The organism is Mesorhizobium sp. M7A.F.Ca.ET.027.02.1.1, assembly GCF_004022985.1.
Lineage (GTDB): Bacteria > Pseudomonadota > Alphaproteobacteria > Rhizobiales > Rhizobiaceae > Mesorhizobium.
The window spans coordinates 1-24,927 of sequence record NZ_RZOL01000008.1; the positions used below are offsets into that span (position 1 = coordinate 1).

At 61.1% G+C, this 24,927-nt stretch carries 24 protein-coding genes and 2 pseudogenes; 11 read left to right on the forward strand and 15 right to left on the reverse strand.

Translation table 11 applies throughout. From position 1 onward, the window contains the following. The 7 genes from EN749_RS02205 to EN749_RS02235 all read left to right on the forward strand — a co-directional run. On the forward strand, positions 1-836 hold an 836-nt coding region (locus EN749_RS02205), incomplete at its 5' end, for a branched-chain amino acid ABC transporter substrate-binding protein (protein WP_128362481.1). Between the two features lie 118 nt (positions 837-954). After that, entirely contained in the window at positions 955-1,866 is a 912-nt protein-coding gene (locus EN749_RS02210) for a branched-chain amino acid ABC transporter permease (protein WP_023809510.1), read from the forward strand. Then, entirely contained in the window at positions 1,866-2,825 is a 960-nt protein-coding gene (locus tag EN749_RS02215) for a branched-chain amino acid ABC transporter permease (RefSeq protein WP_245466214.1), read from the forward strand. Before EN749_RS02210 ends, EN749_RS02215 begins: the two co-directional genes overlap by 1 nt. A gap of 2 nt (positions 2,826-2,827) precedes the next feature. After that, positions 2,828-3,592, forward strand: a complete 765-nt coding sequence (locus EN749_RS02220) for an ABC transporter ATP-binding protein (protein WP_127398881.1) — start codon at positions 2,828-2,830, stop codon at positions 3,590-3,592. Next, positions 3,592-4,323: an ABC transporter ATP-binding protein gene (locus EN749_RS02225; RefSeq protein WP_128362482.1), complete on the forward strand. Its 732-nt coding sequence runs from the start codon at positions 3,592-3,594 to the stop codon at positions 4,321-4,323. Before EN749_RS02220 ends, EN749_RS02225 begins: the two co-directional genes overlap by 1 nt. Positions 4,324-4,887: 564 nt before the next feature. Then, entirely contained in the window at positions 4,888-5,091 is a 204-nt protein-coding gene (locus EN749_RS02230; RefSeq protein WP_127326428.1) for a CsbD family protein, read from the forward strand. 313 nt (positions 5,092-5,404) lie between these two features. Next, positions 5,405-5,824 (forward strand): c-type cytochrome, encoded by a 420-nt coding sequence (locus tag EN749_RS02235; RefSeq protein WP_127397877.1) that lies wholly within the window; start codon positions 5,405-5,407, stop codon positions 5,822-5,824. Between the two features lie 7 nt (positions 5,825-5,831). On the opposite strand, the gene EN749_RS37555 is transcribed toward EN749_RS02235, so the two are convergent. The 9 genes and pseudogenes from EN749_RS37555 to EN749_RS02275 all read right to left on the reverse strand — a co-directional run bounded on the left by EN749_RS37555 (position 5,832) and on the right by EN749_RS02275 (position 15,185). Continuing rightward, positions 5,832-6,605 carry a c-type cytochrome gene (locus tag EN749_RS37555; RefSeq protein ID WP_189367311.1) on the reverse strand — a complete coding sequence of 258 codons (774 nt, stop codon included), beginning with the start codon at positions 6,603-6,605 and terminating at the stop codon, positions 5,832-5,834. A 649-nt stretch (positions 6,606-7,254) separates the two neighbouring features. After that, complete coding sequence (locus tag EN749_RS02245) at positions 7,255-7,596, reverse strand: hypothetical protein (RefSeq protein ID WP_127266688.1); 342 nt, start codon at positions 7,594-7,596, stop codon at positions 7,255-7,257. Between the two features lies 1 nt (position 7,597). Beyond that, on the reverse strand, positions 7,598-8,200 hold the full coding sequence (locus tag EN749_RS02250; RefSeq protein ID WP_128288175.1) for a cytochrome c oxidase subunit 3: 603 nt from the start codon (positions 8,198-8,200) through the stop codon (positions 7,598-7,600). Next, positions 8,197-10,137: a cytochrome c oxidase subunit I gene (gene ctaD, locus EN749_RS02255; protein WP_128362483.1), complete on the reverse strand. Its 1,941-nt coding sequence runs from the start codon at positions 10,135-10,137 to the stop codon at positions 8,197-8,199. Before ctaD ends, EN749_RS02250 begins: the two co-directional genes overlap by 4 nt. After that, positions 10,134-10,484 (reverse strand): c-type cytochrome, encoded by a 351-nt coding sequence (locus tag EN749_RS39385; RefSeq protein ID WP_281040165.1) that lies wholly within the window; start codon positions 10,482-10,484, stop codon positions 10,134-10,136. The genes ctaD and EN749_RS39385 overlap by 4 nt, the downstream gene beginning before the upstream one ends. Then, a pseudogene (gene coxB, locus EN749_RS39390) lies at positions 10,461-11,048 on the reverse strand (cytochrome c oxidase subunit II); the annotation flags it as partial. The pseudogene coxB and the gene EN749_RS39385, both read right to left, overlap by 24 nt. 299 nt (positions 11,049-11,347) lie before the next feature. Then, positions 11,348-12,064, reverse strand: coding sequence for a cytochrome c oxidase assembly protein (locus EN749_RS02265; RefSeq protein WP_245491231.1), 717 nt, complete (start codon positions 12,062-12,064; stop codon positions 11,348-11,350). A gap of 260 nt (positions 12,065-12,324) precedes the next feature. Further along, a complete protein-coding gene (locus EN749_RS02270; RefSeq protein WP_128362484.1) occupies positions 12,325-14,079 on the reverse strand; it encodes a thiamine pyrophosphate-dependent enzyme in 1,755 nt (584 codons plus the stop codon). A gap of 95 nt (positions 14,080-14,174) precedes the next feature. Beyond that, entirely contained in the window at positions 14,175-15,185 is a 1,011-nt protein-coding gene (locus EN749_RS02275) for an ATP-dependent DNA ligase (protein WP_128362485.1), read from the reverse strand. Between the two features lie 226 nt (positions 15,186-15,411). Between EN749_RS02275 and EN749_RS02280 the strand changes: the two genes are divergently transcribed. From EN749_RS02280 to EN749_RS02290, 3 genes are all read left to right on the forward strand, one after another. Beyond that, positions 15,412-15,840 carry a LysE family translocator gene (locus EN749_RS02280; RefSeq protein WP_245481686.1) on the forward strand — a complete coding sequence of 143 codons (429 nt, stop codon included), beginning with the start codon at positions 15,412-15,414 and terminating at the stop codon, positions 15,838-15,840. A gap of 399 nt (positions 15,841-16,239) precedes the next feature. After that, complete coding sequence (locus EN749_RS02285) at positions 16,240-17,619, forward strand: Nramp family divalent metal transporter (protein ID WP_348629335.1); 1,380 nt, start codon at positions 16,240-16,242, stop codon at positions 17,617-17,619. Between the two features lie 84 nt (positions 17,620-17,703). Next, on the forward strand, positions 17,704-18,192 hold the full coding sequence (locus tag EN749_RS02290; protein ID WP_127397664.1) for a hypothetical protein: 489 nt from the start codon (positions 17,704-17,706) through the stop codon (positions 18,190-18,192). A gap of 79 nt (positions 18,193-18,271) precedes the next feature. On the opposite strand, the gene EN749_RS02295 is transcribed toward EN749_RS02290, so the two are convergent. Further along, complete coding sequence (locus tag EN749_RS02295) at positions 18,272-20,383, reverse strand: catalase (protein WP_127809652.1); 2,112 nt, start codon at positions 20,381-20,383, stop codon at positions 18,272-18,274. Between the two features lie 290 nt (positions 20,384-20,673). Between EN749_RS02295 and EN749_RS02300 the strand changes: the two genes are divergently transcribed. Beyond that, positions 20,674-21,237, forward strand: coding sequence for a sigma-70 family RNA polymerase sigma factor (locus tag EN749_RS02300; RefSeq protein ID WP_127326434.1), 564 nt, complete (start codon positions 20,674-20,676; stop codon positions 21,235-21,237). Here the strand turns inward: EN749_RS02300 and EN749_RS02305 are convergent, their stop codons facing one another. The 5 genes and pseudogenes from EN749_RS02305 to EN749_RS02325 all read right to left on the reverse strand — a co-directional run bounded on the left by EN749_RS02305 (position 21,238) and on the right by EN749_RS02325 (position 24,927). Beyond that, positions 21,238-21,414 (reverse strand): hypothetical protein, encoded by a 177-nt coding sequence (locus EN749_RS02305; RefSeq protein WP_127809653.1) that lies wholly within the window; start codon positions 21,412-21,414, stop codon positions 21,238-21,240. Between the two features lie 163 nt (positions 21,415-21,577). Then, a pseudogene (locus tag EN749_RS38570) lies at positions 21,578-21,795 on the reverse strand (hypothetical protein). Positions 21,796-21,877: 82 nt separating this feature from the next. Then, on the reverse strand, positions 21,878-22,792 hold the full coding sequence (locus tag EN749_RS02315; RefSeq protein ID WP_128362486.1) for a class I SAM-dependent methyltransferase: 915 nt from the start codon (positions 22,790-22,792) through the stop codon (positions 21,878-21,880). A 3-nt stretch (positions 22,793-22,795) separates the two neighbouring features. Next, the gene (locus tag EN749_RS02320; protein WP_164873812.1) at positions 22,796-23,770 is read right to left on the reverse strand and encodes a GNAT family N-acetyltransferase; all 975 of its coding nucleotides are present in this window, start codon (positions 23,768-23,770) and stop codon (positions 22,796-22,798) included. An 8-nt stretch (positions 23,771-23,778) separates the two neighbouring features. Next, a complete protein-coding gene (locus EN749_RS02325) occupies positions 23,779-24,927 on the reverse strand; it encodes a glycosyltransferase (RefSeq protein ID WP_128362487.1) in 1,149 nt (382 codons plus the stop codon).

The window sequence follows — 24,927 nt, forward strand, 5'->3', positions numbered from 1 at the left end:
CGGAAGGCGTGACCGCCATCGTCGGCGGCTACTGCTCGGGCGCCGTCTTGCCGACATTAAAGATCTATGGTGACGCCGGCATTCCGTTCGTCATCATCGGAGCGAACTCGACCAAGCTGGTCGCCGCCAATCAGGGCAATGCCTTCCTCGCCAATTCGACCGGCGACATGCAGGCGACGACAGCCGTCGAACTCTTCAAGAAGAACGGCTACAAGAAGTTCGCGTTCGTGGACGAAGGCGATGCCTATTCGTCCGACCTGGCCAAGTTGACCGCCGAAGCTTTCAAGAGCGCTGGCGGCGAAATTGCCGCCAAGGAGACCACCACGGCCGGCGAGCAGGACTATTCGGCGGTCGTCACCAAGATCAAGTCGAGCGGCGCCGATGCTGTCTTCTGGACCGCCTACCATGCCGGTGGCGCTCTGCTCACCAAGCAGCTCCGGCAGGCCGGGTTCCAGGGCGGCATCGTGCTGGGCGACGGCAACAATTCACCGGAATATCTGGAGATCGCCGGGTCGGCCGGTGAGGGCGTGTACCTGTTGTCTCCGCCGACTGTCGACCTCTTGTCCGGCGCCGCCGACTTCAAGGCCAAGTACAAGGAAACCTATGGCCGCGACGCCGGCGCCTATGCGGCGCTCTCCCACGATGTGGGCGACCTGATCGTCGATGCGATCTCGCGGGCCAAGTCGGCGGATCAGAAGGCGATCATCGAGGCGCTCAAGGCCAGCGATTTCAAGGGCCTCGCCGGTGAAATCAAGTTCACCGACAAGAACACGCTCCAGACCTCGAACTTCCGCCCGGTGATTGCAAAGGGCGGCAAGTGGGTGGCTGTCGAATAAAGGCCAGCCGGATTGATGCCGAGGCAGGCCTTGTGGCGGCCTCGGCGTCACCGCCGATTGTCTGGTGCGCCGACGCTGCGCCCAGACAAGACTTTTTCAATTCTGCTCTGGAGCATCAATGACGCTCGACCTGCTTATTCAGCAACTGGTGAACGGTCTTATCGTCGGCTCGTTCTATGCCCTGATCGCGCTTGGCTACAGCATGGTCTTCGGCGTCATCAAGCTCCTGAATTTCGCCCATGGCGACATCTACATGAACGGCGCCTTCGTCGGCCTCATCGTGTTCTCCTTTGTCGGCATATGGGTCGGCAATGGCTGGCTGGGCGTGGTCTGCGCCCTGCTTGTGTCGATGCTGGCTGTCGGCTTGCTCGGCGTCATCATCGAACGCTTCGCCTATCGGCCGATGCGCAATGCGCCGCGCCTCTCCATCCTCATCACGGCGCTTGGTGCCTCGATGGTGTTGAACGGCACGGCACTCGCCCTGACCGGCGGGCGGCATTACGCCTTCAACACCGACCTCGGTTTTGCCGGTGTCGACATTTCCACCGTTCATATCACCTACACGCAGATGGTTCTGGTGGCCGCCTCCATTGCTCTTATGGCAGGCATGCAGGCCTTTGTCTCCCGCACCATGTACGGCAAGGCGATGCGCGCCGTGTCCATCGACATGGGGGCGAGCCGCCTGATGGGCATCGATGTCGACCGGGTGATCGCCTTGACGTTTTTCATGGGCTCGGCGCTCGCTGCCGGCGGTGGGGTCATGGCCGGCGCCTATTATGGCAGTGTCCATTTCTTCATGGGCTTCATCATGGGGCTCAAGGCCTTCACCGCCGCTGTCATAGGCGGGATCGGCAGCGTGCCGGGCGCCATGCTCGGCGGCTTGCTGCTCGGCCTGCTCGAGGCTTTCGGTTCGTCCTTGCCCTTCGTCGGATCGGAGTGGCGTGACGTCTTCGTTTTCGGGACCCTGATCCTGTTCCTTGTGTTCAAGCCGACCGGCCTTCTTGGACGCTCTGTCGTGGAGCGGGTGTGATGATCGACGAAGTCAGAACCATGCCGACCGCCGTGCAACCGCAATTGATGCGCTGGTCCGTCGTGCTGCCCGGCCTGACGGCACTCGCCGTCGCGCTGGTGTTGCCGCAATTCGCCAACGGCTATGTGACGGAGGTGGCAACCACGGCGCTGCTCTATGTCGTTCTGTGCCTCGGCCTCAACATTGTCGTCGGCTATGCAGGCCTGCTCGACCTCGGCTACGCCGCCTTCTTCGCAGTCGGCGCGTACACGTCAGGCATCCTGACCGCCGAATTCGGGTTCAATTTCTGGCTCACCATCCCGGTCGCCATGGCGGCAGCCTGCGTGGCTGGCATCATCATCGGGGCTCCGACATTGAGATTGCGCAGCGACTATCTGGCGATCGTGACGCTGGGCTTCGGCGAAATCGTGCGCATCATCGCCCGCAACCTCGATATCACTGGTGGCGCGAGCGGACTCATCGGCATCGAGCGCCCGGAGATATTCGGCTTCAGGTTGATGCAGGTGCAGCACTTCTACTATGCGTTCCTGGTGCTTGCGCTGCTCACCGCCTTCGTCTGTCTGAGCGTCGAGCGATCGCGAATGGGACGAGCCTGGTTCTACGTTCGCTACGATGAGGACGCCGCCGCTGGCATCGGCATCAACCGTGTCACGGCCAAGCTGCAAGCCTATATGATGGGCGCTGTGATCGCTTCCGTGGCCGGATGCCTCTACGCAGCCAAGATGACGGCCATCTCGCCGGAGAGTTTCACCTTCAACCAATCGCTGCTCATCCTTCTCGGCGTCGTCCTGGGCGGCATGGGCCGCATTCCCGGCGTCGTCCTTGGTGCTGTTCTCGTGGCCCTGCTTCCGGAGGTGCTGCGCGGCGCGGGGACCTATCGTCCGCTGGTGACTGCGGTTGCGCTGCTGGCAATCATGCTCTTCAGGCCGAACGGGCTGTGGCCGGACAAGCGAGTTTGACCATGGCGCTGCTGGAAGTCCGCGATCTGCGCCTCAGTTTCGGAGGACTGAAAGTCCTTCACGACATTTCGTTCTCAGTTGAGAAAGGCGCCATCAACAGTCTTATCGGGCCGAACGGGGCCGGCAAGACATCACTCTTCAATTGCCTGACCGGCTTCTACAAGCCGAAGGGCGGCTCGATCAGTCTGGGCGGCCGGCCAATCACCGGCTTGCCGCCGCATCGCATCACCGCGCTCGGCCTCGCCCGTACGTTCCAGAACATCCGGCTGTTCAAGGAAATGACCGTTCTGGAAAACGCCATGTCCGGCCAGCATTGCCGCAGCCGCCACGGCATCATGTCGGCGATCCTGCACTTGCCGGCACAGCGGCGCGAGGAGGAGGCGATCCGCGCGGCTGGCATGCGCTGGCTCGATTTTGTCGGCATCGAGCAGCATGCGCATCGCCGTGCCGGTGGTCTTTCCTATGGCGAACAACGGCGGCTCGAACTCGCAAGAGCCCTGGCGTCGACGCCCGAGCTCATCCTGCTGGACGAGCCCGCCGCCGGCCTGAACGAGCGCGAGAAGCTGGACCTTGTGCACCTGATCCGCCGCATCCGTGACGAAACCGGTGTCACCGTCCTGCTGATCGAGCACGATATGGGCCTGGTCATGCAGGTGTCGGAGAAGATCGTGGTGTTCGACTATGGGCAGAAGATCGCCGACGGACCGCCGGAGGCCGTGCGAACAGACCCCAGGGTCATCGAAGCCTATCTCGGCACGGAGGAATGATGGACGCCGAAATCGTTCTTTCCGCGGACCGCATCGTCGCGCGCTATGACGGCATCGAAGCCCTTCATGGTGTCAGCCTTTCGGTCAAACGCGGCCAGATCGTCGCCCTGCTTGGCGCGAATGGTGCGGGCAAGAGCACCACGCTGCGCACGCTGTCCGGCCTCGTTGCCGCATCCTCCGGATGTGTCCGCTTCCTGGGCGAGGACATAACCAAGGTCCCTGCCCATCGCCTGCCGCATCGCGGGCTCGTCCACGTCCCGGAGGGAAGGCGTATTTTCGGCGACATGACGATCAAGGAGAACCTTGACCTGGGCTCGTTTACGCTTGCCGACGACGCCGAGCGCCGCAGGCGGCTGGATCATGTTTTTGAGCTCTTCCCCATCCTTGCGCGCAGACAGAATGGCGATGCAAGGAACCTCTCGGGAGGCGAGCAGCAGATGCTGGCGATCGGCAGAGCCCTCATGGCCGCGCCCAAGGTGCTGTTGCTCGACGAGCCTTCCATGGGTCTGGCGCCGCAACTGATCAAGGAAGTCATGAACATCGTGCAGCGCCTCAATCGTGAAGGCGTGACCATCCTGCTTGTTGTGGAGCAGAATAGCAAAGTCGCCTTGAAATTCGCCGACTACGGCTACGTTCTCAAGGCTGGACGCGTTGTTCTTGAGGGACCAGGCAGCGATCTCGCGAGCAATGAAGCGGTTATCAGCGCCTATTTAGGTGGCGTCGCTGCTTAGCTGGCAAAGCTGCCAACGCCCGGATTTTTACAAAATGAGGCCGCCGCTCCAGTCCAGCCCCTAACATATTGATTTGTGCAGGAAGCACTGACCCTCAGAGACTAACATAATCATTATTTGTCAACAGGTTACGAAGCGGTCCGCTCAAATCGATTCAGGAAGCTGATCCAGCCATTTCGCTGACCGAATTTATCTCAAGCCGAACGGCGGCTTTGCGCCTCAAGTCGGTCATTAAGACCAGCTTCGCCGTTTCCCGAAAGCGACATCATCGGACTACGCTGGCTTAAGATAACTGTGCCTGTAGACGGACGGCGGCGACAGGATGAAAAGCGCTTGCGCCTGCTTGGTGGCGGAACTGTTGCGGAAGGTGTGGAGGCGTCTTGGGTCGAAGGTCATGGCGTCGCCTTCGAGTAGGACGACCTCAATTGATGGCGCAGGCTGAGCGTAAAGGAATGGGTCGTGGCCTGTGAGAGCAAGACGAGCGTCGAGTTCCAGGAACATCCGTCGTTGATTTGCGTTTGCTCTCCGAGGTTAGACGTTTTCAAACCGAAGGAGAACGGTGTCATGGACTGGAACCGCGTGGAAGGAAACTGGAAACAGGTGAAAGGCAAGGTCAAGGAGCAGTGGGGTAAACTCACGGATGACGACCTTGACCGCATCGCCGGCAAGCGCGATCAACTCGAAGGCAAGATCCAGGAGCGTTATGGCCTCGAAAAGGACCGTGTGCGGCGCGATATCGATGACTGGTACGGTCAGCAGGGCTGGTAAGCGCGTGAGGCCCGGGCCGCGGCCAATTCCAAGACGCGGCCCAACAGTTGAATTTTGCAGCAAGGATTTCGTACTGTGTCAGAAGATATCTCTCGCAAGCAAGAGCAACGGGGGACAAGAAGGATCGTCATGTGGGCGATCGCAGTTATCGCTGTGATTTTCCTTGTTCTGCTGGCTACATTCGTGTTCGGCCCACTGGTATGATTTTCGTCGCGATGGTTGAGCTGTCTACAGCAAGATCCGGGGATGATCGGGCTTTTGAGGGCGCTTGCAGCGGTCACCGGGCCGCGTCTTGCGGCGGCAGCAGGCGCGGATGAGCCGACAACCCGTCAGGCTGATGCCACTGCCTTGGGTGGCAGGCGTATCCGCGGCGGTCGTCATTGTTCCGGTGGGTTGCGCCATCAACTTGGTCCGCGGCGACAATCTCCGGGAAACCACCATTGCACAGGCCATCGGGGGCGACCCTGACCGGGCCGTCCCGGCAATGATCCGCAACGGCTGTGGCGGATGTCACGAAATCCCGGGAGTGCCCGGCGCCCGTGGCACCGTCGGTCCGTCCCTGCAAGGCGTCGTCGAAAGAGGATATACCGGGCCGTCGCGAGCCACCCCGGATGCGATGATGCGCTGGATCAGCAGGGCGCGGGACGTTGACCCGAAGACGGCCATGCCCAATACAAATCTGTCGCCTCAAGAGGCGCGCGACATTACCGCCTATCTCTATGCGCGAACATGAGGCTCGCTTAAGTCGCCCTACGGCGCAGGCGTCTTGCCAGCAAAAGCAGCAGGCCAAGCATCAACACGGCGGCGCCCGCTACAAGTGATTGAACCGCCAGAATGATGATTGTCTGGCTGGTTGTCGTTCCTGCCCGCATCTGGCGTACATCGGCCGCGGTGACGCTGAGGTCGGGATTTCCGAACCGCGCGGTGACGTAATTTGCAAGAGCTGCCACCTGGCCATCATCCAGCCAGCCGCCGAAGGCCGCCATCGATTGACGCCCGGCCACGTCACCAGCTTTTACGCCTTCAAGGATGGTCATGACGACATCCTCGGGCGTGGCCGCGCCGGGGGTGCTGTTACTGGTCAAGGACCGATAGGATCCGTCTGATGATCCGCCTCCGTTCGCCCCATGGCACGTCGAAAAAAGCGATCGATAGAGATCATCGCCGGTTGCGGTTCCGCTGCCTTGCGTCATCCCTTCGGTTCCAGCATCGCCGTCGGCCGCGGCCGCGGCCGCGTTACCCCATGAGAAACGCGGCTGCTTCTCGTCTCCCGGTTGGGCGGGCACGTCCCTGAGATAGGCGACAATAGCCTGGATGTCGTCGTCGGAAAGATGCTGCAGGCTGTTCATGACCGTTTCCGCCATCGGCCCGCCTGCGTAGGCCTTCCCGGGCACGACGCCGGTTTTGAGGAATCGAGACAACTCTTCGTTGCTCCAGCCGCCGACGCCTGCGATCTTGTCGCTGGTGATGTTGCCAGATGCCGGCGGTGCCGCCGGCAAGCTTGTGGTCTTCATCCATGCCGAACGTCGCATTCCTTGGCGTGTGGCAGGCACCGCAGTGGCCGAGCACCTCGACAAGGTAGGCTCCCCTGTTCCATGCGGCGGTCCGGCTCCGATCAGGCGTGAAACTGCCGCTTTGGAGGTTCGTGAGCTTCCACAGCGCAACCGTCCAGCGCTGGTTGAATGGAAAAGGCAGAATGTTTCGCGGCCGCGGCTGGGAAATCGGCGGCTGCGCAAGGAGATAGGCCCGGATCGCAAGCACGTCCTCGCAGCTCATTGCGGCGAAGCTGTCATAGGGCATGGCGGGGTAGAGATCGGCTCCGTCGCGCCTGATACCTTTCTGGACGGCTCGCACGAACTCGTCCGCGGAATAGCGTCCGATGCCCGTTTCGAGATCTGGTGTGATGTTGGTCGAGTATACATCGCCGAAGGGTGTCGGCACGCGATAGCCTCCAGCGAAGGGGCGGCTCGGATTGGACGTGTGACAGCCGATGCAGTCGGCCGCTCGCGTGAGATATTCACCCCTCTGGATTTCGCTCGCCCGCAGCTCGGTGCAAAGCGCCAACGACGACCGCCCGAGAAATGACGGCTGGGAATGGAATGCCCGTGGCAGGCCAAAGCGCGTACCGGCGGCGGATGGCCAATCTCCGCGTCTTTGGCGTCGTCACAGTTCGCACCCGCTGAAGATCAGCCCTGCCACCACTTGCGCCAGCAAGATGAGCGTGAACAGCGCCCCGATGCCCACCGAAGTCCTGGCAAGGAACGCGCGCGTGCGCGCCTTCCGGGGCGGGATCGTACCATGCCCGCGGTCATGAACGGCGTGCCACGACAGGAGCGTGCCTGCCAGGGCGACAGCGGCGCCTATCAATGAGAACAAGGCAGTGGGACGAAAGCCGGCATGGCACTGCCAGGATGCAATGGAGTAATCGAGCTGCAGGGCTATTGCCCATGCAACTGGCCCGCTGACCAGGCCTGCCCAGGAAACGCCGGTACGGATCGCCTGCATCTCACATCCTCGGAGCCCAATAGATAACAAGATAGAGCACGACCCATGAGACGACGACGAAGTCCCAGTAGAACGCATTGTCCGAGACGTCGCTGAAGCGGCGGCCCGCCTTGCCTTTTTGCGTGAACATGAGAACCGCCAGGACGATCGTGTCGCCGACATCGGTAAGAAGATGCGTGGTATGCAGTCCAAGCAGGAACCACACGATCGATCCGTAAGCGTTCTGATCCCAGGAAATCCGCAGAGCCGGAAATTCCCAGATGCGAACGATCAGCGGAAGAATCCCGACGACCGACATGACGACCATGCCAAGGCGAACTTTCGCGAGGTCCTGGCGACGCGCCCAAAACTCGATCAGGTGGTTGGGCACGACGCTCGCAACCAGAATGATCAACACTGCCGTGCCCGGCAGCAAATCTGGCGCCGGGGCTCCGATGGGCCAATGCCGGGCCAGCACGGCCAAATAGAAGTAGGTGCCTATCGCCAAGGCAAAACCTGTTGCCTCGAGAGCAATGAAGGCAAGGGTTCCCCACCACATCGGGCTCGCCGACCCGAAATCATATGTGGGCAGGTGGCTGACGTCGGCGACGGGACGGTGCCTCATTCCTCGTCCTCCGGCTCGCCTTTCGGCCAGAACCAACAGATGAAGCCGATCGAAACCGGGATCGCTCCCCAGACCACCGCCCATGGCGTGTATATCGAACGGAGAAATGCACCGCCCACCGCAATGGCCGACAGAAGCGGCCAGATGGAGTTGTCAGCCGATGGCACCCTTAGTTGCGGCACCGCATCGGCGACCGTGCCGGCGAGCACCTCGCGTGCGTCGACACGCAGACCCTCGACCACGGGAAGCGTATCGGGCTCGGCCCAAAGCGGTTCGAGGTGAGTTACCACGGGCAGCCGCGAAAAATCGTAGGAGGGCGGCGGCGACGTCGTCGCCCATTCGAGCGTGCTCGCGCCCCAGGGATTGTCTCCGGCAATGCGGCCGTTGCGAAGGCTGAGCAGGAGGTTCAGGAAGAAAAGCGCAAAGCCGGCGAACACCACCAGTGAAGAGAGGCTGATGAAGAGGTTCATCTCGCCCCAGCCGCTCGCCGGCGGATACGTATAAACGCGGCGCGGCATGCCTTGCAGACCGAAAATATGCATGGGGAAGAAGGTGAGATTGAACCCGAGGAAGACGAGCCAGAAATTCCAGCGGCCGAGCCTCTCGGACAGCATGCGTCCGGTGATCTTGGGAAACCAGTAGTAAACGGCGCCGAGCAGGGGGAAGACGGCGCCCCCGACCAGCACATAGTGGAAATGGGCAACCACGAAATAGGTGTCGTGTACCTGCAGGTCGAGCGGCACCGAGGCGACCATGACCCCGGTCAGGCCGCCGATCACAAAGGTGAAGATGAAGCCGAGCACGAAAAGCATGGGCGTGGCGAAGATCGGCCGGCCGCCCCAGATCGTCGCAATCCAGCAGAAGATCTGAATGCCGCTCGGAATGGCGATCATCATCGAGGAAGCGGTAAAGAAGCTTTCGCCGAGCTGCGGCAGGCCGGTAGCGAACATGTGGTGCACCCACAGGCCGAAGGAAAGAAAACCGATCGCGATCAACGACAGGACGATCCCGAGATAGCCAAAGATCGGGCGGCGAACGAAGGTCGGCAGGATCGCGGAGACGAAGCCGGTCGCCGGAATGAAGATGATGTAGACCTCGGGATGGCCGAAGAACCAGAACAGATTCTGCCACAGCAGTGCATCGCCGCCTGCAGCGGGATCGAAGAATTTCGTGCCGACCAGGCGGTCCAGGATCAGCATTGTGCTCGAGACCATCACGGCCGGCATGGCGAACAGGATGACGAAAGCCGTGACGAGGACGGACCAGACATAGAGCGGGATGCGGTCAAGCGACATGCCGGGAGCACGTTGTTTGAACACTGTCGCGATGATCTCGACCGCTACCGCGAGCGCGGACACTTCAGTGTAGGTCACCATCTGCGCCCAAAAATCGGGGCGCTTGCCGATGCCATATTCGGGTCCGGCGAGCGGTACGTAGGAAAACCAGCCGGCATCCGCACCGGTTTCGAAGGCGAAGGCGATCCAGATCATCAGCCCGCCGGAAAGATAGACCCAGTAGCTGAATGCATTGAGCCGCGGAAAGGCGACATTGCGAGTGCCGATCATCAGCGGCACCAGGTAAATGGCGAAAGCTTCCATCACCGGCACGGCGAACAGAAACATCATCGTCGTGCCATGCATGGTGAACAGCTGGTTGTAGAGATCGGGGCCGATGTGGCCGGCCTCAGGCTGGGCAAGCTGGAAACGCATGGCGAGCGCTGATAGACCCGCAAGGATGAGAAACAGGAAAGCCGTCACGATATAGCGCCGTCCGATCAGCTTGTGATCGACCGTGACCAGCCAGCCGTAGAAGCCTTTCGGCGTTCGCCAGGCATGCCCCAGAAAGGCGCGCAGTCTCACCTCTTCGAGGCCGGTGTCACGGATGCCTTTCAGGCCCTCCTGGGTATGCTCGGCCGGCTTTCTCCCAAAGCCGCTCATTCGAGGCTTCCGAGATAGGCGACGACCGCGTTGAGATCGTCGGCGCTAAGGGCAATGCGCGGCATCTTGGCGCCGGGCTTTACCGACTGTGGATCGGCAATCCAGGCGGCGAGCGCGCCAGGGGTCATGGCCAGCGTATCTGCGGCCAGTGCACGTCGGCTGGCGAGATGCGTAAGATCAGGACCGACCGTTCCGCTGGCAGGCGTGCCTCTTATCGTATGGCAGAGCGCACAGCCGGTGAAAAGAAATGCCTGTTGGCCGCGGCGTTCTTCCTCGCCGCCAGGCGCGGATGCGACGGCGTTTTGCCTGGATTGCCATGCGTCGAACGCTTCGCGGCTTTCCGCGATGACGGTGATGGCCATATGGGCGTGCTGATAGCCGCAAAATTCGGCACACTGGCCACGATAGATGCCGGGCTTATCGGCGATGAGGGTAAGCTGGCTTGGCCGGCCCGGAATGAGATCGCGCTTACCGGCAAGGTTCGGCACCCAGAAGCTATGAATAACATCGAGCGAATCGAGTTCGACCTTGACCGGTTCGCCAACCGGGACATGGATTTCATTTGCCGTGACGATCGATTGCGAGGGATCATTACCGGCATACCGGACCTCCCACCACCATTGGTGCCCCGTGATCCGCACGGCAAGCGTTTCCGTTCCGCTCAGCGAAGCAATGGATTTGCCGGCGAAAAAACTCGCTATCGTCATCATGACGAGCACCAGAACGGTCAGCGCAACGGCGCTGCCGACAGCGCGGGTAAATCGGCGCTCCTGATGTGAATCGATCTCGAGCGGCGAGCGCGTTGTCTCGGAGAGGCGGCGACGCAAAAGCGCTGCCGCCAAGACCAGCATGACAAGCAGCCACGTGGCCGCCGCGACTGCGCTGAAAGACCAGATCAGATCAAGGATTCTCCGGGCGTTCGCACCGTGTGCATGGAGGGCCGATTGCCGATCGCCGCAACGTCGACGCTGCGCTGACCCACCTCAAACGCGGTTGCGCAGCCTTTCCCGGAACAATGCCAGTCAGGATTTGCGTTGGACATGTAAAGGCAAGCGACATTTGCGGTCATGTCCGCCTGCGAGAGCGGGCCAACGGACTCATGCACCTCGCCATGAAGAATCCACCATCGTTGCCAAGGCCATAACGCAGCTGGCTGAAAAAGGATGCTTGGCAACACCGCCCGGTGAAAACCGACGTGAAGCGGTGCGGGTTAGACGATGCGCAACTCCTGGGGAGCCTGATGCCGCCGGCTGCTCGTTTGAATCCAGAAAGCGACCGAGAGCAGTGCGGCTCCGCCATAGATCAGGCCAGCGGGAATCCACATGATCAAGCCTGCAAGTTGCTGGTCCTCGAGCGGGCTGAGCCCCCACAGATCCGAGCCGACGGCATTAGCCGGATACCACAGCTTTGGCGAGACGACGAGCAAAACCCCGAGCAGCCCGGTGTGGAGCGAGGTGAAGAAGAGATGCATCACCGCATTGCCGCAAGCGTGCTCGCGGCCAGGGCGAGGCAGCAGCACCCACCAGAACAAAAGCCCGGTACCGAGGAAGCTCGCATGCTGGGCATAGTGCAGGAAACCCTGCTGGAGGGCAGCCTCGAACAGCGCCGGGACATGCCAAATCCATATCGCGGCTCCGTGCAGGACGGTCGCGACCACAGGGCGGCTGATGAACGACCAGATCGCCCGAAGCGTATTTGCATGTCCGGCCGCTCCGAATATCTGGCGCAGCTGTACCGGCAGTGCCCACATCATCGCCGCTGTCGGGCGGGAGGCAACCAGCAGAGGCGCTGCGACCGCCATCAGCAATTCATGCTCGATCATGTGCGCCGCAAACACATGTTCGCCCAACGCATGGATCGGGCTTACAAGGGCGAACGCCAGGACGGCCCAACCGGCAGCAAACTGGAAGTCCTGCCGTGATCGCAAGCGACGTCCGCGTCCGCTCCGTCGCCACAGTCGGCTGGCGCCCGCTGTATAGAGCGACACGACTGCCAGGAGCGGCAATGTGATTGGAAGCGCCAGTGTCCAACCGGCTTGCGGGGCGCCGTTGCCATAGCAGATCAGGTCGAAAAGAGCGCGTCGAAGCTCATGATCCGCATCCGTCAGCCGGAAGAGCACCGGAGCTCCGGTTCATCTGGAAAGATCCAGATTGAAGCCACTGAGGCGCTGTTCTCACCTCCGTGCCTCTAGGCGTCCATCATCGATTTCGCCGGCTCCCGGGCGATGTTTTCTTCTATGCGTTCGTGTCCCGGCGTCCGCGGCAGGGCCTGGCGGAAGTTCTTGGCGTAGTCTGCCGGCATTTTGGGCGGCATCAGCGGCTCATACGCATCTACCAGCGCTTCGATCACGACTGGGCCTTGCGTGGCGAAAGCCTGGTCGAGAACCGTCTCGATCTGATCGGCCCGCTCGATGCGAAAACCCTTTGCGCCCATTGCTTCCGCCGCCATGGCAAAATCGATCGGCTGCAATTCGCAACCGAATTGCGGATTGCCCAGAAACATCATCTGCTCCCAGGCGATCTGATTGAGCATGTTGTTCTTGATCACCAGAACCTTCAGCGGGATCTTGTAGCGCACCGCCGTCGAGAATTCGCCAAGCTGCATGGCAAAGCCGCCATCCCCGACGATGGCGGCAATCGGTCGACCGGGGAACGCGATGCCGGCAGCGATGGCGTAGGCGAGACCGCAAGCCATCGACGCCAGCGATCCGGACACCCCGAATGCCTGGCCGCTGCGAAGATCGACATGGCGTGCGGCCAACTCCGTGTTCTGACCGGAATCCGTGGCCAGCACTGTGTCGTCGGCCAACCGTTGTCCGAACGCCCGGGCAATCGCTTGTGGCTTCAAGGGTTGCGCCTGCATGTCTTCCGACTGCCGCATCATCTCGCGCCATTTTCTCATGGTCTCCTGGGAACGGTGCAGGAATTCATCGGAGGGCTTCTGCGTCAGACGTTGGTTGAGCGCGCGCAATGTCTCGGCCGCGTCGCCGACAAGGCCGGCCTCGACCGGAAAGCGCAAGCCGATCCGCTGCGCATCGCTGTCGATCTGGACGCCACGGGCCTGCCCGGGCTGCGGGTAGTATTCGATATAGGGAAAGGTCGAACCGACAATCAGCACCGCGTCACAGCTCTCCATCGCCTCTTGCGAAGCCAGGGTTCCAAGAATGCCGATCCCGCCGGTGGTGTAAGGATGGTCGTCCGGCAGCACCGCCTTGCCCAGCAAGGCCTTCGCGACAGGCGCCTGCAACAGGCGCGCCGTGTGTTCGAGTTCGGCGGCCGCGCCGATGGCGCCGCGTCCGGCCAGGATCGCAACCCGCGAAGCGTCATTGAGAATGGCGGCGGCTTTGTCGAGCTCAACCTCCAGCGGTACGCTGTGACCGGCGAACATATCCTGCGGCGTGTGCGCCGGGCGATTGCGCTTGGAGCGCTTCGACGGATCGCTCTCCTGCTCCTGGATGTCGCTGGCAATTGAAAGATGGGCGACGCCCTTGCGCGCCAGCGCGGTTCGGCAGGCAAGGCTGGCGACGTTTTCCATATGCGCGGCGTCGGCGACATGTGCATTGTAAACGGAGACATCGTGGAACACGCGCGTCAGATCGACATCCTGTTGCGTGAACGTCTCGATCAGATCGTGGAACTGCATGCCCGTAATCGCCAGCACCGGAGCCTGGTCGAGCTTGGCGTCATAGAGGCCGGTCAGAAGATGTGTTCCGCCGGGACCGGACGTCGCAAGGCACACGCCCAGCTTTCCTGTCCACTTGGCATACGCACATGCCATGAAGGCAGCCGACTCTTCATGCCGGACCTGAACGAAGGCAATCTTGTCGCGCCGCGTCCGCAACGCTTCTATGACGCCGTTTATGCCGTCTCCCGGCAAGCCGAACACCACCTCCACGTCCCAGGCGACGAGCGTATCGATGAGAATTTCTGCTGCATTTGGCATGTCGGGGTAGCTCCGGTGGATGGTGTCCGAACCGGTGAATCCCGAGTTGGTTCCTTCGTCACAATAAATCGTGGAAGCGATCTTCCAGGAGCGGTCTATTCGATCTGCTCAAACGTGCATTGCCGTGGCGCCTTGTCGGGGCGCCAGCGCAGCAGTTTGGTGCCGTGGCGGAACCGATTGCCGGTAACGTGGTCGAAGCGGACCTCCACCACCAGTTCAGGCTGCAAGGGTTCCCATTGTCCGCTGCGCTCCGTGCTCCAGCGGCTCGGGCCGCCGGGCGCCTTGCCGGTGAATCCGGGCTCTGACCGCAGCCCTTCCAGCCGGCGCGTGAGCGCTCCTCTGTCGGTCCTGGCGATGGTCGACGTGAAGCCGACGTGATCGAGCTTGCCGTCGTCATTGTAGAGGCCGAGGAGCAGCGAGCCAACCTCACGACTGTCCGCGAGATAACGGAAACCGCCGACAACGCAATCGGCGGTGCGCCTCGGCTTTACCTTCACCATCGCACGTTCGCCGCACAGATAATGCTCATCAAGCACTTTGGCCATGATGCCGTCGGTCGATGCATGGCCGGAGCCGTGTAGCCATCGAGCCGCCGTGGCTGCATCATAAGTGCACTTCGACAGGCGAAGATCTGGACTGTTCGAGGAGGTCACCAAGTCCTCGATCGCTCGCCGCCGTTCCACAAGTGGCTTGCCCGTGATGACCTCGCCGCCCGGCCTGGCAAGCATGTCGAAGAGGATCAGACTGGCAGGCGTCTGCGAACTCAGTTTGCGGATTCTGCTTTGTGCCGGGTGAAGGCGCATCTGCAGCGCCTCGAAGGAAAGCTCACCGTCAACCTCAATGACAATCTCGCCGTCGATGACGAAGTGCCCGCGCTTGAGGTCACGCAAAATGTCCGTGATTTCCGGAAAATAGCGGCCGAGCGGCTTGCCGGATTTGGCGCGCAGGTCAACGGTGTCGTCGCTCTTGAAAGCCAGGCAGCGAAAACCGTCCCATTTGGGCTCGTACTGCCAGCGGTTTCCATCCCGGGGGATTTCATCGGCAAGCTTGGCCTCCATCGGAGACGTGTCCAGCGGGAGCGGGAAGGCGTTTATTGGTTCATGCACGGGTAGGCCTCCAAAACCGGTTCAGGAACGGCTCCGGCTTTTTTCAACTTCCAGGACTGGCACCGCGTTCCATCTGACGGTTCATGCCTGGTTCTTCGCGATGGGACATTTTCATTTGCCGCGGAACCCGGATGACGGCTGGCCGCTTTGATGTCATCGGCAGCGCTAACGGAGATGCCCCATCGATCCCTCATTGTGGATAGCTTTTGTCGGAACCGTCATTCTCATGCAGGTGCCGCCAGGTCCCGACAGCATGCTGGTGATGGCCCGCGGCATTGGACAGGGGCGCGACGTGGCGCTGTTCACGGTGCTCGGCATGACGCTGGGCGCCGGACTTGTGCAGCTTCCGCTGATTGCATTCGGCCTGTCCTCGCTTGTCCACGCCTCGCCCCTGGCGTTCAATCTGCTTCGATGGGCCGGGGCGGCCTACATCGTCTGGCTGGGTGTCCGGCTGCTGCTTTCATCCTCGGCAACCATTCCCACAGGTGACCTCAAGGCCCTGCGGCCGCTCGCCGCCGCCCAGGAAGGAATGATCGCCAATCTGAGCAATCCCTGGCCTTTGATGTTCATGGTTGCGTTCCTGCCGCAGTTGTCGATCCGCACAGGGGCTCCGTCACGTTGCAGCTGGTGCTGCTTGGCGCAACACAGAAGATAACCGGTGTGCTGGTGCTGGGAGCCTATGCCTTGGCATCGGGCGCGGCCGGCGCATGGGTCATGCGGCACCCTCGCGCAAGGCTTTGGCAGCAGCGGCTCGCCGGCTGTCTCATCATCGGCCTCGGCTTACGGATGGCGATCGGCGGCGGTACGAGCCGCTGACCAAGCGGATGAACGGGCTGGGCCGAACACTCGACTTTGGCGCCGCGGGATTTTCTTTCGGGGAAAGTTTTGTGCCAAGTCGCCTGAATGACAGGCTCCGACACCCTTCTTCAGTGGAGCGGAGCATTCGCTTGGATGTCCGCTCCGCCGAAAGAACCCGCATCGGATGAAACGTCGTCGCGGGCCGGGACTGGTCCAGGAACAAAAAGCCTGACCAGAGGTTCGAGCCTCGATCTCAATGCAGCTTGAAACGGCTGCTTCATCGCCGTCCGATTGGAATGTTCGTCATGATTTCTTGCGTGGCCTCGGTAAAGACGCGCCTTCAATGAACAAGCCACCTGACGAGGGCCAAAGGGCAAGCGGGCAAAAAAAGGGCGGCGTCGTTCGGGCTCTCGGGCTTGGTCTGATCACCGGCGCGGCCGATGACGACTGCTCGGCCATCGGTACCTACGCGAGCGCCGGAGCGCGGTTCGGGCCTGACCTGCTGTGGACGGCACCTGTCACGCTGCCGATGATGTATGTCGTCGTCTATCTTTCATCCAAACTAGGCCAGGTTTCGGGTCGCGGGCTTTTCAAGGTCATATCGCACTTCTATCCGCGTTGGCTGCTATGGTCCGTGCTGGTGGGCGTGCTGATTGGCAACACGATCGAGGCAGCCGCAGATCTTGGCGCCATGTCGGCGGCCATCGTGCTGTTCGTTCCTCTGCCTGCTCCCTTGGTCGTCATTGCCGTTGCGGTGGTCATTTTTGCCCTGCAGGTGTTCGGATCGTATAAATTGATCCGAAATGTGTTCCGGTGGCTGGCTCTGGCTCTGCTTGCCTATGTGGTCTCCGCGGTGCTTGCCAAACCGGATGCAGCCTCCGTTCTGCGCGGCACGCTATTGCCAAAAATCGAATTCAGCCGCGAATACCTGTCCATCCTCGTGGCCATCATCGGGACCACGCTCTCCGCATACCTTTACACGTGGCAGTCCAATCAGGAGGTGGAGGAGGAGATAGCCAAGGGTCGAACGAGCCTCGAAGAGCGCAAAGGCGCCACGGAGAGCGAACTGCGCCGATCCCGCCGCGACATCCTGATCGGCATGACGTTCTCCAATCTGATCATGTATTTCATCATTCTTTCGACAGGTTCGACGCTCTACAAGGCCGGGCAGACGCAGATCGAGACAGCGGCACAGGCGGCCGAAGCGCTGCGGCCGCTTGCCGGCGACGCTGCCAGCATTCTGTTTGCGGCCGGTGTAATTGGCGTTGGCTTTCTGGCCGTGCCGATCATGACCGCTGGCGCCGCTTTCGATTTCGCTCAGGCGATGGGATGGAAGAATAGCCTGCATTCCAAACCCCGCCAGGCTCCCAAATTCTACATCGTGATCGGGATCATAACGCTGGTGGCGGTGGGCCTCAATTTCTTCGGCTTCAACCCGATGAAGGCCCTGGTCTGGTCGGGCATTGTGCAAGGATTTTCAACGCCACCTCTGCTGCTTCTCATCCTCATCATGACCAACAACCGCAAAATCATGGGCGACAAGGTCAACAGCACAAGCACGAACATCCTGGGCGGCGTGACGACCCTGGCGATTTTTGCGGCGTCGGCGGGACTGGTGGCAAGCTGGTTCCTGTAGCTCGCCGGGCGGGAAGGATGTTCAGGCGCGGTGGAACATCGGCGGTCAATTCTCGTTGAGACGCTTGTGGGAGAGGAGATGTCCATGTCAAAGTTGCAGGCCGCCACTCCGGATCGTCTAAGACAACTCAGGCTTGAGGCGTCGGCCCATTTCGCTCCGTTAATGCTGCACGAGGCTTTGCTGCGTCTTTCCCATGCCTGTGGGAGTGAAAGTCTTGAGCGGTTCGAGAAAGCCATGGTCAATCGCATCGAAGAAGCAAAAGACGATCGTGCGGACTTCGAAACTATCAAGGAATTAGCGATCGAGCAGTTATATTCCTTGATTCGAGACGCGAACGATTCGCCAAAAAAGAAACAGCCGCTGGAGAACATAGAAAGTCGCAGAACGCACGGCCGCTCCGAAGAACCCCAAACACTCGAGGATCAGTTACAGGCAGGATTGGAGGATTCTTTTCCGGCCAGCGATCCGCCTGCGGTCGTATCCACAGCAATTCCGGGTGGAGCGAAGAAGCTGGTCGGAACCGACGAAGTTTTGAAAAAGCAGCGAGAACAAGCAGCTAGAAAGAGCAGCTAATCATAGGGCGCCGTGCCAGAAGGCTAGGAGGCGAACCACCCAGATTGCGGCAGCCGGCATCTTGCCGGCTGTTATCGCGTCAAAGCTTTACAGCCGCCTCCCTTGCCCAGAGCCGCAGTTTGCGGCACGACTGCACAAATGTCTCGACCGAGGCTGCCGTATCCAATGCTATCAGCCCCTCATCGGCATCGGGAGCGACGCCTGCTTTGGCCAGGAGCGGCTCGGCCCCCGGGGTGAAGCCGATGAACTTGCAGTGCGCAAACGCGTCAGACACGAAATCCTTCGCAGCGGCCTCCTTAACCAGCAACTCGGCGCCCGCCTCGGAGAGGAGCAGCACCACCGCGTCGAACAACACGGACGGACCGCCGTCGATCATGTGCCTTGCCTCGATGTGAGTGCCGTCGGCGGCTTCGACGCCGCCCACCTTGGGCGCAACCACCTCCATCACCGCGCCTTCCGCTTCGATGGCGGAACGAAGTTCCTCGAACAGCGCGACATCGGCTCCATCGCTAAGCATGACACCGACTTTGCGGCCCTCGAAACTGTCAGGCCCGTTTTGGATGATGCTGAGCGCCGGCGACGGCGGCAAGTCATCGCGCGGTGAAACGGCGGCTTCGGCAGGTTGGGGCATGTCACGGATGCCGAGCTTGTCGGCGACCGTGGTCGCCAGCGTTTCATCGATGTTCAACAAATGCGAAACCATGCGCTCGCGGATCGCCGGCGCCTGGACCTTGCTCAGTTCAAATGTCAGCGCCATCGCGATGTGACGCTGCTCCGGTGGTGTCTGGCTGTTGAAGAATTGCCGGGCCTGGCTGTAGTGATCGGCGAAGCTCTCCGCGCGCAGACGTACTTTCTGCCCTTCTTCGGCATCGGCGAAAGAACGGAAGCCACGCTGCGGATCCTCGCGCGGTCCCAGTCCCCATGAGTTCGGCTCATAATTGGCGCGACCGGCCGGATTGCGCATGGCCATGTGCCCATCCTGTTGAAAATGGGCGAACGGGCACTTCGGCGCATTGATCGGCAGATGGGTAAAGTTCGGGCTGCCCAGTCGCTTCAATTGGGTATCGAGATAGGAGAAGTTGCGGCCTTGCAGAAGCGGATCGTTGGAAAAATCGATTCCGGGCGGCACATTCTGCGTCATGAATGCAACCTGCTCGGTCTCGGCGAAGAAATTGTCCGGCATCCGGTCGAGCACCAGCCGACCGACTGGAATTGGCTCGAGGATCTCCTCCGGAATGATCTTCGTTGCGTCCAGGATATCGAAGTCAAAACTGTCGGCAAATGCCTGATCGAACAGTTGCACCGTCAACTCCCATTCCGGGAAATTGCCGGCCTGTATGGCCTCCCACAGATCGCGGCGATGGAAGTCGGGGTCGGCGCCATTGATCTTGACCGCCTCGTTCCAGACCACCGATTGCATGCCGAGCTTCGGTTTCCAGATGAACTTGACGAAGGTGGATTCGTCCTTCGCGTTGACGAGGCGGAACGTGTGCACACCAAAGCCTTGCATGAAGCGGAAGGAACGCGGGATCGCGCGATCCGACATGATCCACATCACCATGTGCATCGATTCCGGCATCAGGCTGATGAAGTCCCAGAAATTGTCGTGCGCCGTCTGTGCCTGGGGGAAGGCACGGTCCGGCTCCTGTTTGGCGGCGTGGATCAGATCGGGAAACTTGATGGCGTCCTGGATGAAGAAGACCGGGATGTTGTTGCCGACCAGATCCCAATTGCCCTCCTTGGTGTAGAGCTTGACCGCGAAGCCGCGCACGTCGCGGGCGAGATCGAACGAGCCCTTGTTGCCGGCAACAGTCGAGAAACGAACAAATGCCGGCGTCTTTTCGCCAACTCGCTGGAAAATGTCGGCACGTGTGTATTTGGCAAGTGACTCGTAGGTCTCGAAAAAACCATGCGCGCCATAGCCGCGGGCATGAACGACCCTTTCCGGGATGCGTTCGTGGTCGAAGTGGAAAATCTTCTCGCGAAAGTGAAAGTCTTCGATCAGCGATGGTCCGCGCTCACCGATCCGCAATGTGTTTTGGTCGTCGGAGACAGGCGTTCCGAGCGCCGTCGTGAGCGCAGGCGTTTCGTCCCCCGCGATCTGGTGCAACTCGCCGCCATTTCCGCGCGCGCTATTCTGATCCAGTCCACTTGCCGATTGGCGAGCGGAGGGGCGAGCGGATTTGGCCATGACAGGTCCTCGATCGATACCGGAAGGTTGAAGTGGTCAAGCCATCAAACTGCCGGTGAGCGGCTTTGTTCCCGTAAAAATGGACGCTGAAGACACCGCTGTCGGTGGAGCCGTGACTGCTGCGGCGATGGTGCGCGCCAATCGGATGACAGATATCTCCGCCTGCGCAGAATTTATGAAGAGTTGCCTCCAGCAGGAGGAACGAACCAAACTTCCATGCATTTAGCTGGGGCTGCGTTCACACACTCTTTCTTCTGGGAGCTGGACCATTGTCATCCGGAGGCTGCCTTTTGGCCGACCAGGAAACCAATGAAGTTTCCATCGTTGACCTGATACCTGCTCTGCGGGCATTCGCGCGCACCTTCTGCCGCGTCCCCGACGACGCCGACGATCTCGTGCAGGAGACACTGACCAAGGGTCTCGCCAACATCGACAAGTTCGAACCCGGTACGCGCATGAAGTCGTGGCTCTTCACCATCATGCGCAACACTTATTATACCCGGGTCAAGATCGCTGCCCGGGAATCGCCAGGCTTGCTCGACTGCGCGTCTTCGAGACCAATTTCGGAAGCCACCCAGGAATGGACCGTTCAGAGCAAGGAAGTTCACGGCGCCATTCAAAGGCTGCCTGAACACCAACGCGAGGTCCTGATGCTGATCGGCGTTTTGGGAGTGAGCTACGAGGAAACCGCCGACATATGCGGTTGCGCGGTCGGGACGGTCAAAAGCCGCCTGAACCGTGCGCGCGCCAACATCCTTGAATTCCTGGGGGAGAGTTCGCTGCAGACATTGATGGAAAGACGAAACCAGCTGTCGGATGGTCAGCTCGATGTCGAGGTCGACGGCCGGAGATAGTCAGTTCTTCACGTCGCGCCGACGTTTCCCGACGAGCGCGTTCTGCAATTCGATCGCCAGCTTGGTCAGGCGGTCTGGAATTTTTTCCTGCTCTATGGCGGCCAGCAGGGAAGCAATCTCCTGATCCACAGCCATCTCGACATGCGGATCCGGGGTATCGTCGCTCGAACGAGACATCACATTCTCTTGATAGCGGGTCCCTTGATCCTAGTGTGGTGATAAGCGCCTGGCATTACAAGGCGGTGTCCGCCGCCAAGAAGCTCACCAGCGGCCCCTTGCACAGATTTATTTCCTTGCTGCTCCTTCGTCGTCCCGGGCCATGGACGCGCGGCGGTGGCGTTCAATCCCTAGGCAATCGGTCAGCGGCGTGATCCTGATATTGATCGGGCTTGATCCGATTGCCGTCCAGCCCGCGCTCCTGGCCATGCTGCTTCTTGTTGCGATTCGACAAGACCGCGTTTTCTTCGATCTTGTCCCTCTCCAGGGAGGTCATCGCGCCGGCGCCGGCACTCTTGCCTGGCTGCTGCGGCCGAATTGTTTTTTACCGCCGGATGCCATGATTATCCTCCTTCAAATAGGGTACACTCGTCGGTGCCCGTTGTTCGACGTCCGAACTGGCATCGCGCTGTAATGTTCCGCTTCACCCAGCGAGCAGAAAGGCGCTGCCATCCCACGACCGAAACGGCTTCTCGCCGTTGATGAGGACCCGCAATTGATGAGCTTGCGCCAGACGGCCGATATCATCGCGGTCTGAGAGAAGTGATCCGCGATAGGAATAGTTCAGCAAGGCGAGCCAGCCCGGCCGTTTCAGAACGCGCGCAATTTCGTCGAAATGCCGATCAGCCATGCCGGCCAGAACCAGATAGGGAAAGCTGTCCACCGCCAGCACGCAATCGAAACTGGCATCGGCGAATTCGGACAGATCGAGACCGGAGGTTTGTCGCAACTCGACATTGCCGAGTGCGGCGCATTGCTCGGAGGCGATGGAGATCATCCGCGGCGATATGTCGATGCCGACCATCCACTTGAAGGATTTGCACAGCGCGCGCTCGAAACGGCCGATGCCGCAACCGATGTCGAGAATGCTCCGTTCCCTTCCGGTGAATCCTCGCGCTTCCAGCCATGCGACGATTTCGTTGGTCGTGACTGTGAGCCTTGCCTCATCGCCGAGGGATGCCAGTTGGACACTCGCGGCTCCCGAAATCGCTGCCGCGGCATCGAAGCTGGAGGCCAGCCGCATGACGACAGCGACATTCGTCTCGTCCTCATCGCGCTCATGCCGAACGGCGCCACCCGTTGCCCGCAACATGGCGAAGACGTCTGGTTTGCAGCGCAGCAGTCCGGCGACCTTTCGCAGCCTTGCTGCGTCGCCGGCATCCGCCGGCTGGACCTTCAGCACGACCTCCGCCAATTCCGCCGCTCCAATTGTGGGCGGCAGGTGGAGCGCCAGCCTGACGAGAACACCTTCGGCGCAAATGCCATCGGCCATGCAGTCTTCAACCGCCAGCCTGACCGATTTCGTGCGCCGGGCGGCTTTCGGTGCGGTTACACTCATGCATCAACTCCGCGTCCAGACCCTGCGCATCGTCCACCTGTCGACGGCGCCCCAGCCATATTTATAGGCCTCCTGCCCGCGCAGAAAATCGAACTCGCGCGCATCTTCGCGGATCGCTTCCGCGATTGCGTGGCCAATCAGGATCGCACCTGGGCTCTCCTCGGCATAAGCAGGGTCGAAACCACCGAGATAAGCATAGGCACGGCCGCGGTGGTGAAATCCGTAATAGGCGCCGACGGTTCCGCCATCGATCGCGAACAGCCAGCATCGCACCAGACCGTGAGCGTCGAGCAAGGGAAGTGAGAGCCGATGGAATTGCTCGACGGCGGCGTTGGCCAACACACCGCCTCCTTGTTCGGCCCAGCGCATATTGTGCAGGCGGATCAATTGATCGAGGAAAGTTTGCGGACTGCCGCTTGCCGACAACAGCGCGATCCGGCCGCATCTTGATGCGGCTTGACGCGCCCGACGCAACTGGCGTCTGCGTCTTGCGGGGACGCAGCCTGCAAGCGTTTCGTCGCCGGCGAGGGCGAGCACGGGGCAGGCGGCATGGGCGGTCGGCCAATCGATCTCGGGATGCGTCATCGCAAGGGAGAGGCTGTCCTGCGGCAAGTCCGACAAGATCCATTGCGCCCACCCGATCGAGAGGATCGACTCGGCGACAATGTCGACGACCTCGGCTTCGCTCCCAGGGACAGCCAGAATGTCCAGATAATCGCTGAGCGAAATGCCGACCGGAAGCAGCTTCGAACCGGATATCCCATGCTCGAGGTAGAATGGCGCCAGCCCGACCAGATCGTCGCCACGCCAGACCGCGACCGTCGCCAGTTCACCAGGTGCGAATGCGTGCCACCACGGCACCAGCCAGGCGGGAGATTGAAACGGAGTCGCCGAGGGACTCTGCTGCCACAGTTTCCACCAGTGCGGCGTCAAGGCGTCCAATTGTGCGAGGTCACCGATGATTTCGCTGCGCAGCACAGTTTAGCTCACGGCGTCGCCGCGAAGCGCCGGCGACCAGTGCCAAGCTGTGCCAGCGCCTGATAGGCGTCCATGTAAGACGAGATCATCCGTTCCAGCGAAAACCGCCGTCGCGCTTCGGCCCTGCATGTCTCGGCATCCAAGCTGGGCGCCGCAAGAATGGCTTGGGCCATCTCGTCGACCGTATCGACGAGAAAGCCCGTCCTGCCGTGCTCTATGACATCGGGAAGCGCACCATTTGGAAAGGCGACCACCGGAGTACCGCAGGCGAGGGCCTCCATGGCCACAAGCGAGCTGGTCTCGGCTGCGAGACTCGGAATGACCAGACAGCGCGCTGCATTGAGAATGCGTCGCTTGGCGATGAAGCCGAGCGGACCAAGGAAGCGGCGGCGGCCATCGAGGCGAGGTTGGACCTCATCGCGAAAGTACCGCGTATGCGTTTCATAGGGATAGACCTTGCCGCCGATGACCAGTTGCACATCTGCCTGTTTGGCTGCGTCGAGCGCCAGGTGGACGCCCTTTTCCGGACAAACCCGGCTTAGAACAAGGGCAAAGTCGCGCTTCGACTGCAGCAGGGTCAGTGCTTCGATGTCAACGCCGTTCGGAATCGGCGCCGTCAGCCGGGCGTCTGATGGCGCGGTTTTCTGCTGGGTGGGCGAGACCGCATGGAGCCAGAGGTCACCGCGCGTCGGGCGCAATGCCGCGGCCGGATACCAATCCAATGGCAGGTGGAGGGTCACCAAGGTCGGACCATCGTCGGGCAGATAAGCGTCGAAATCTATGCCGTGCAGATGAACCACGTCGATGGGCCATCGGGCACGGGCAGCCGCGATCGCCTCGCGATGGGCCTGTTGCGCGCGGCTCTTCGCCGCCTCGTCGAGTACGCCGTTTTCGGCCGGTATTTCCACAAGCGTGCCGCTCGCGCTGGAGCCTCGGCAGCCAATGACGATAGATCGATGACCGGCCTGAACCAGTGCCCGATCCAGCATCGACAGAACCTGTTCGGCACCGCCGACAGCGTCGGGGCCGACGGGCGCGAGAGGGTAGGCAACATTGAGGACGGTGAGTGTCTCGCCTGGGCGCGTCTCGTTGCCCTGCGCCGTATCTCCACCCGTCAACGGCGTCGCGAAGTCCTGCATCTGATGCATGGGCAGCAT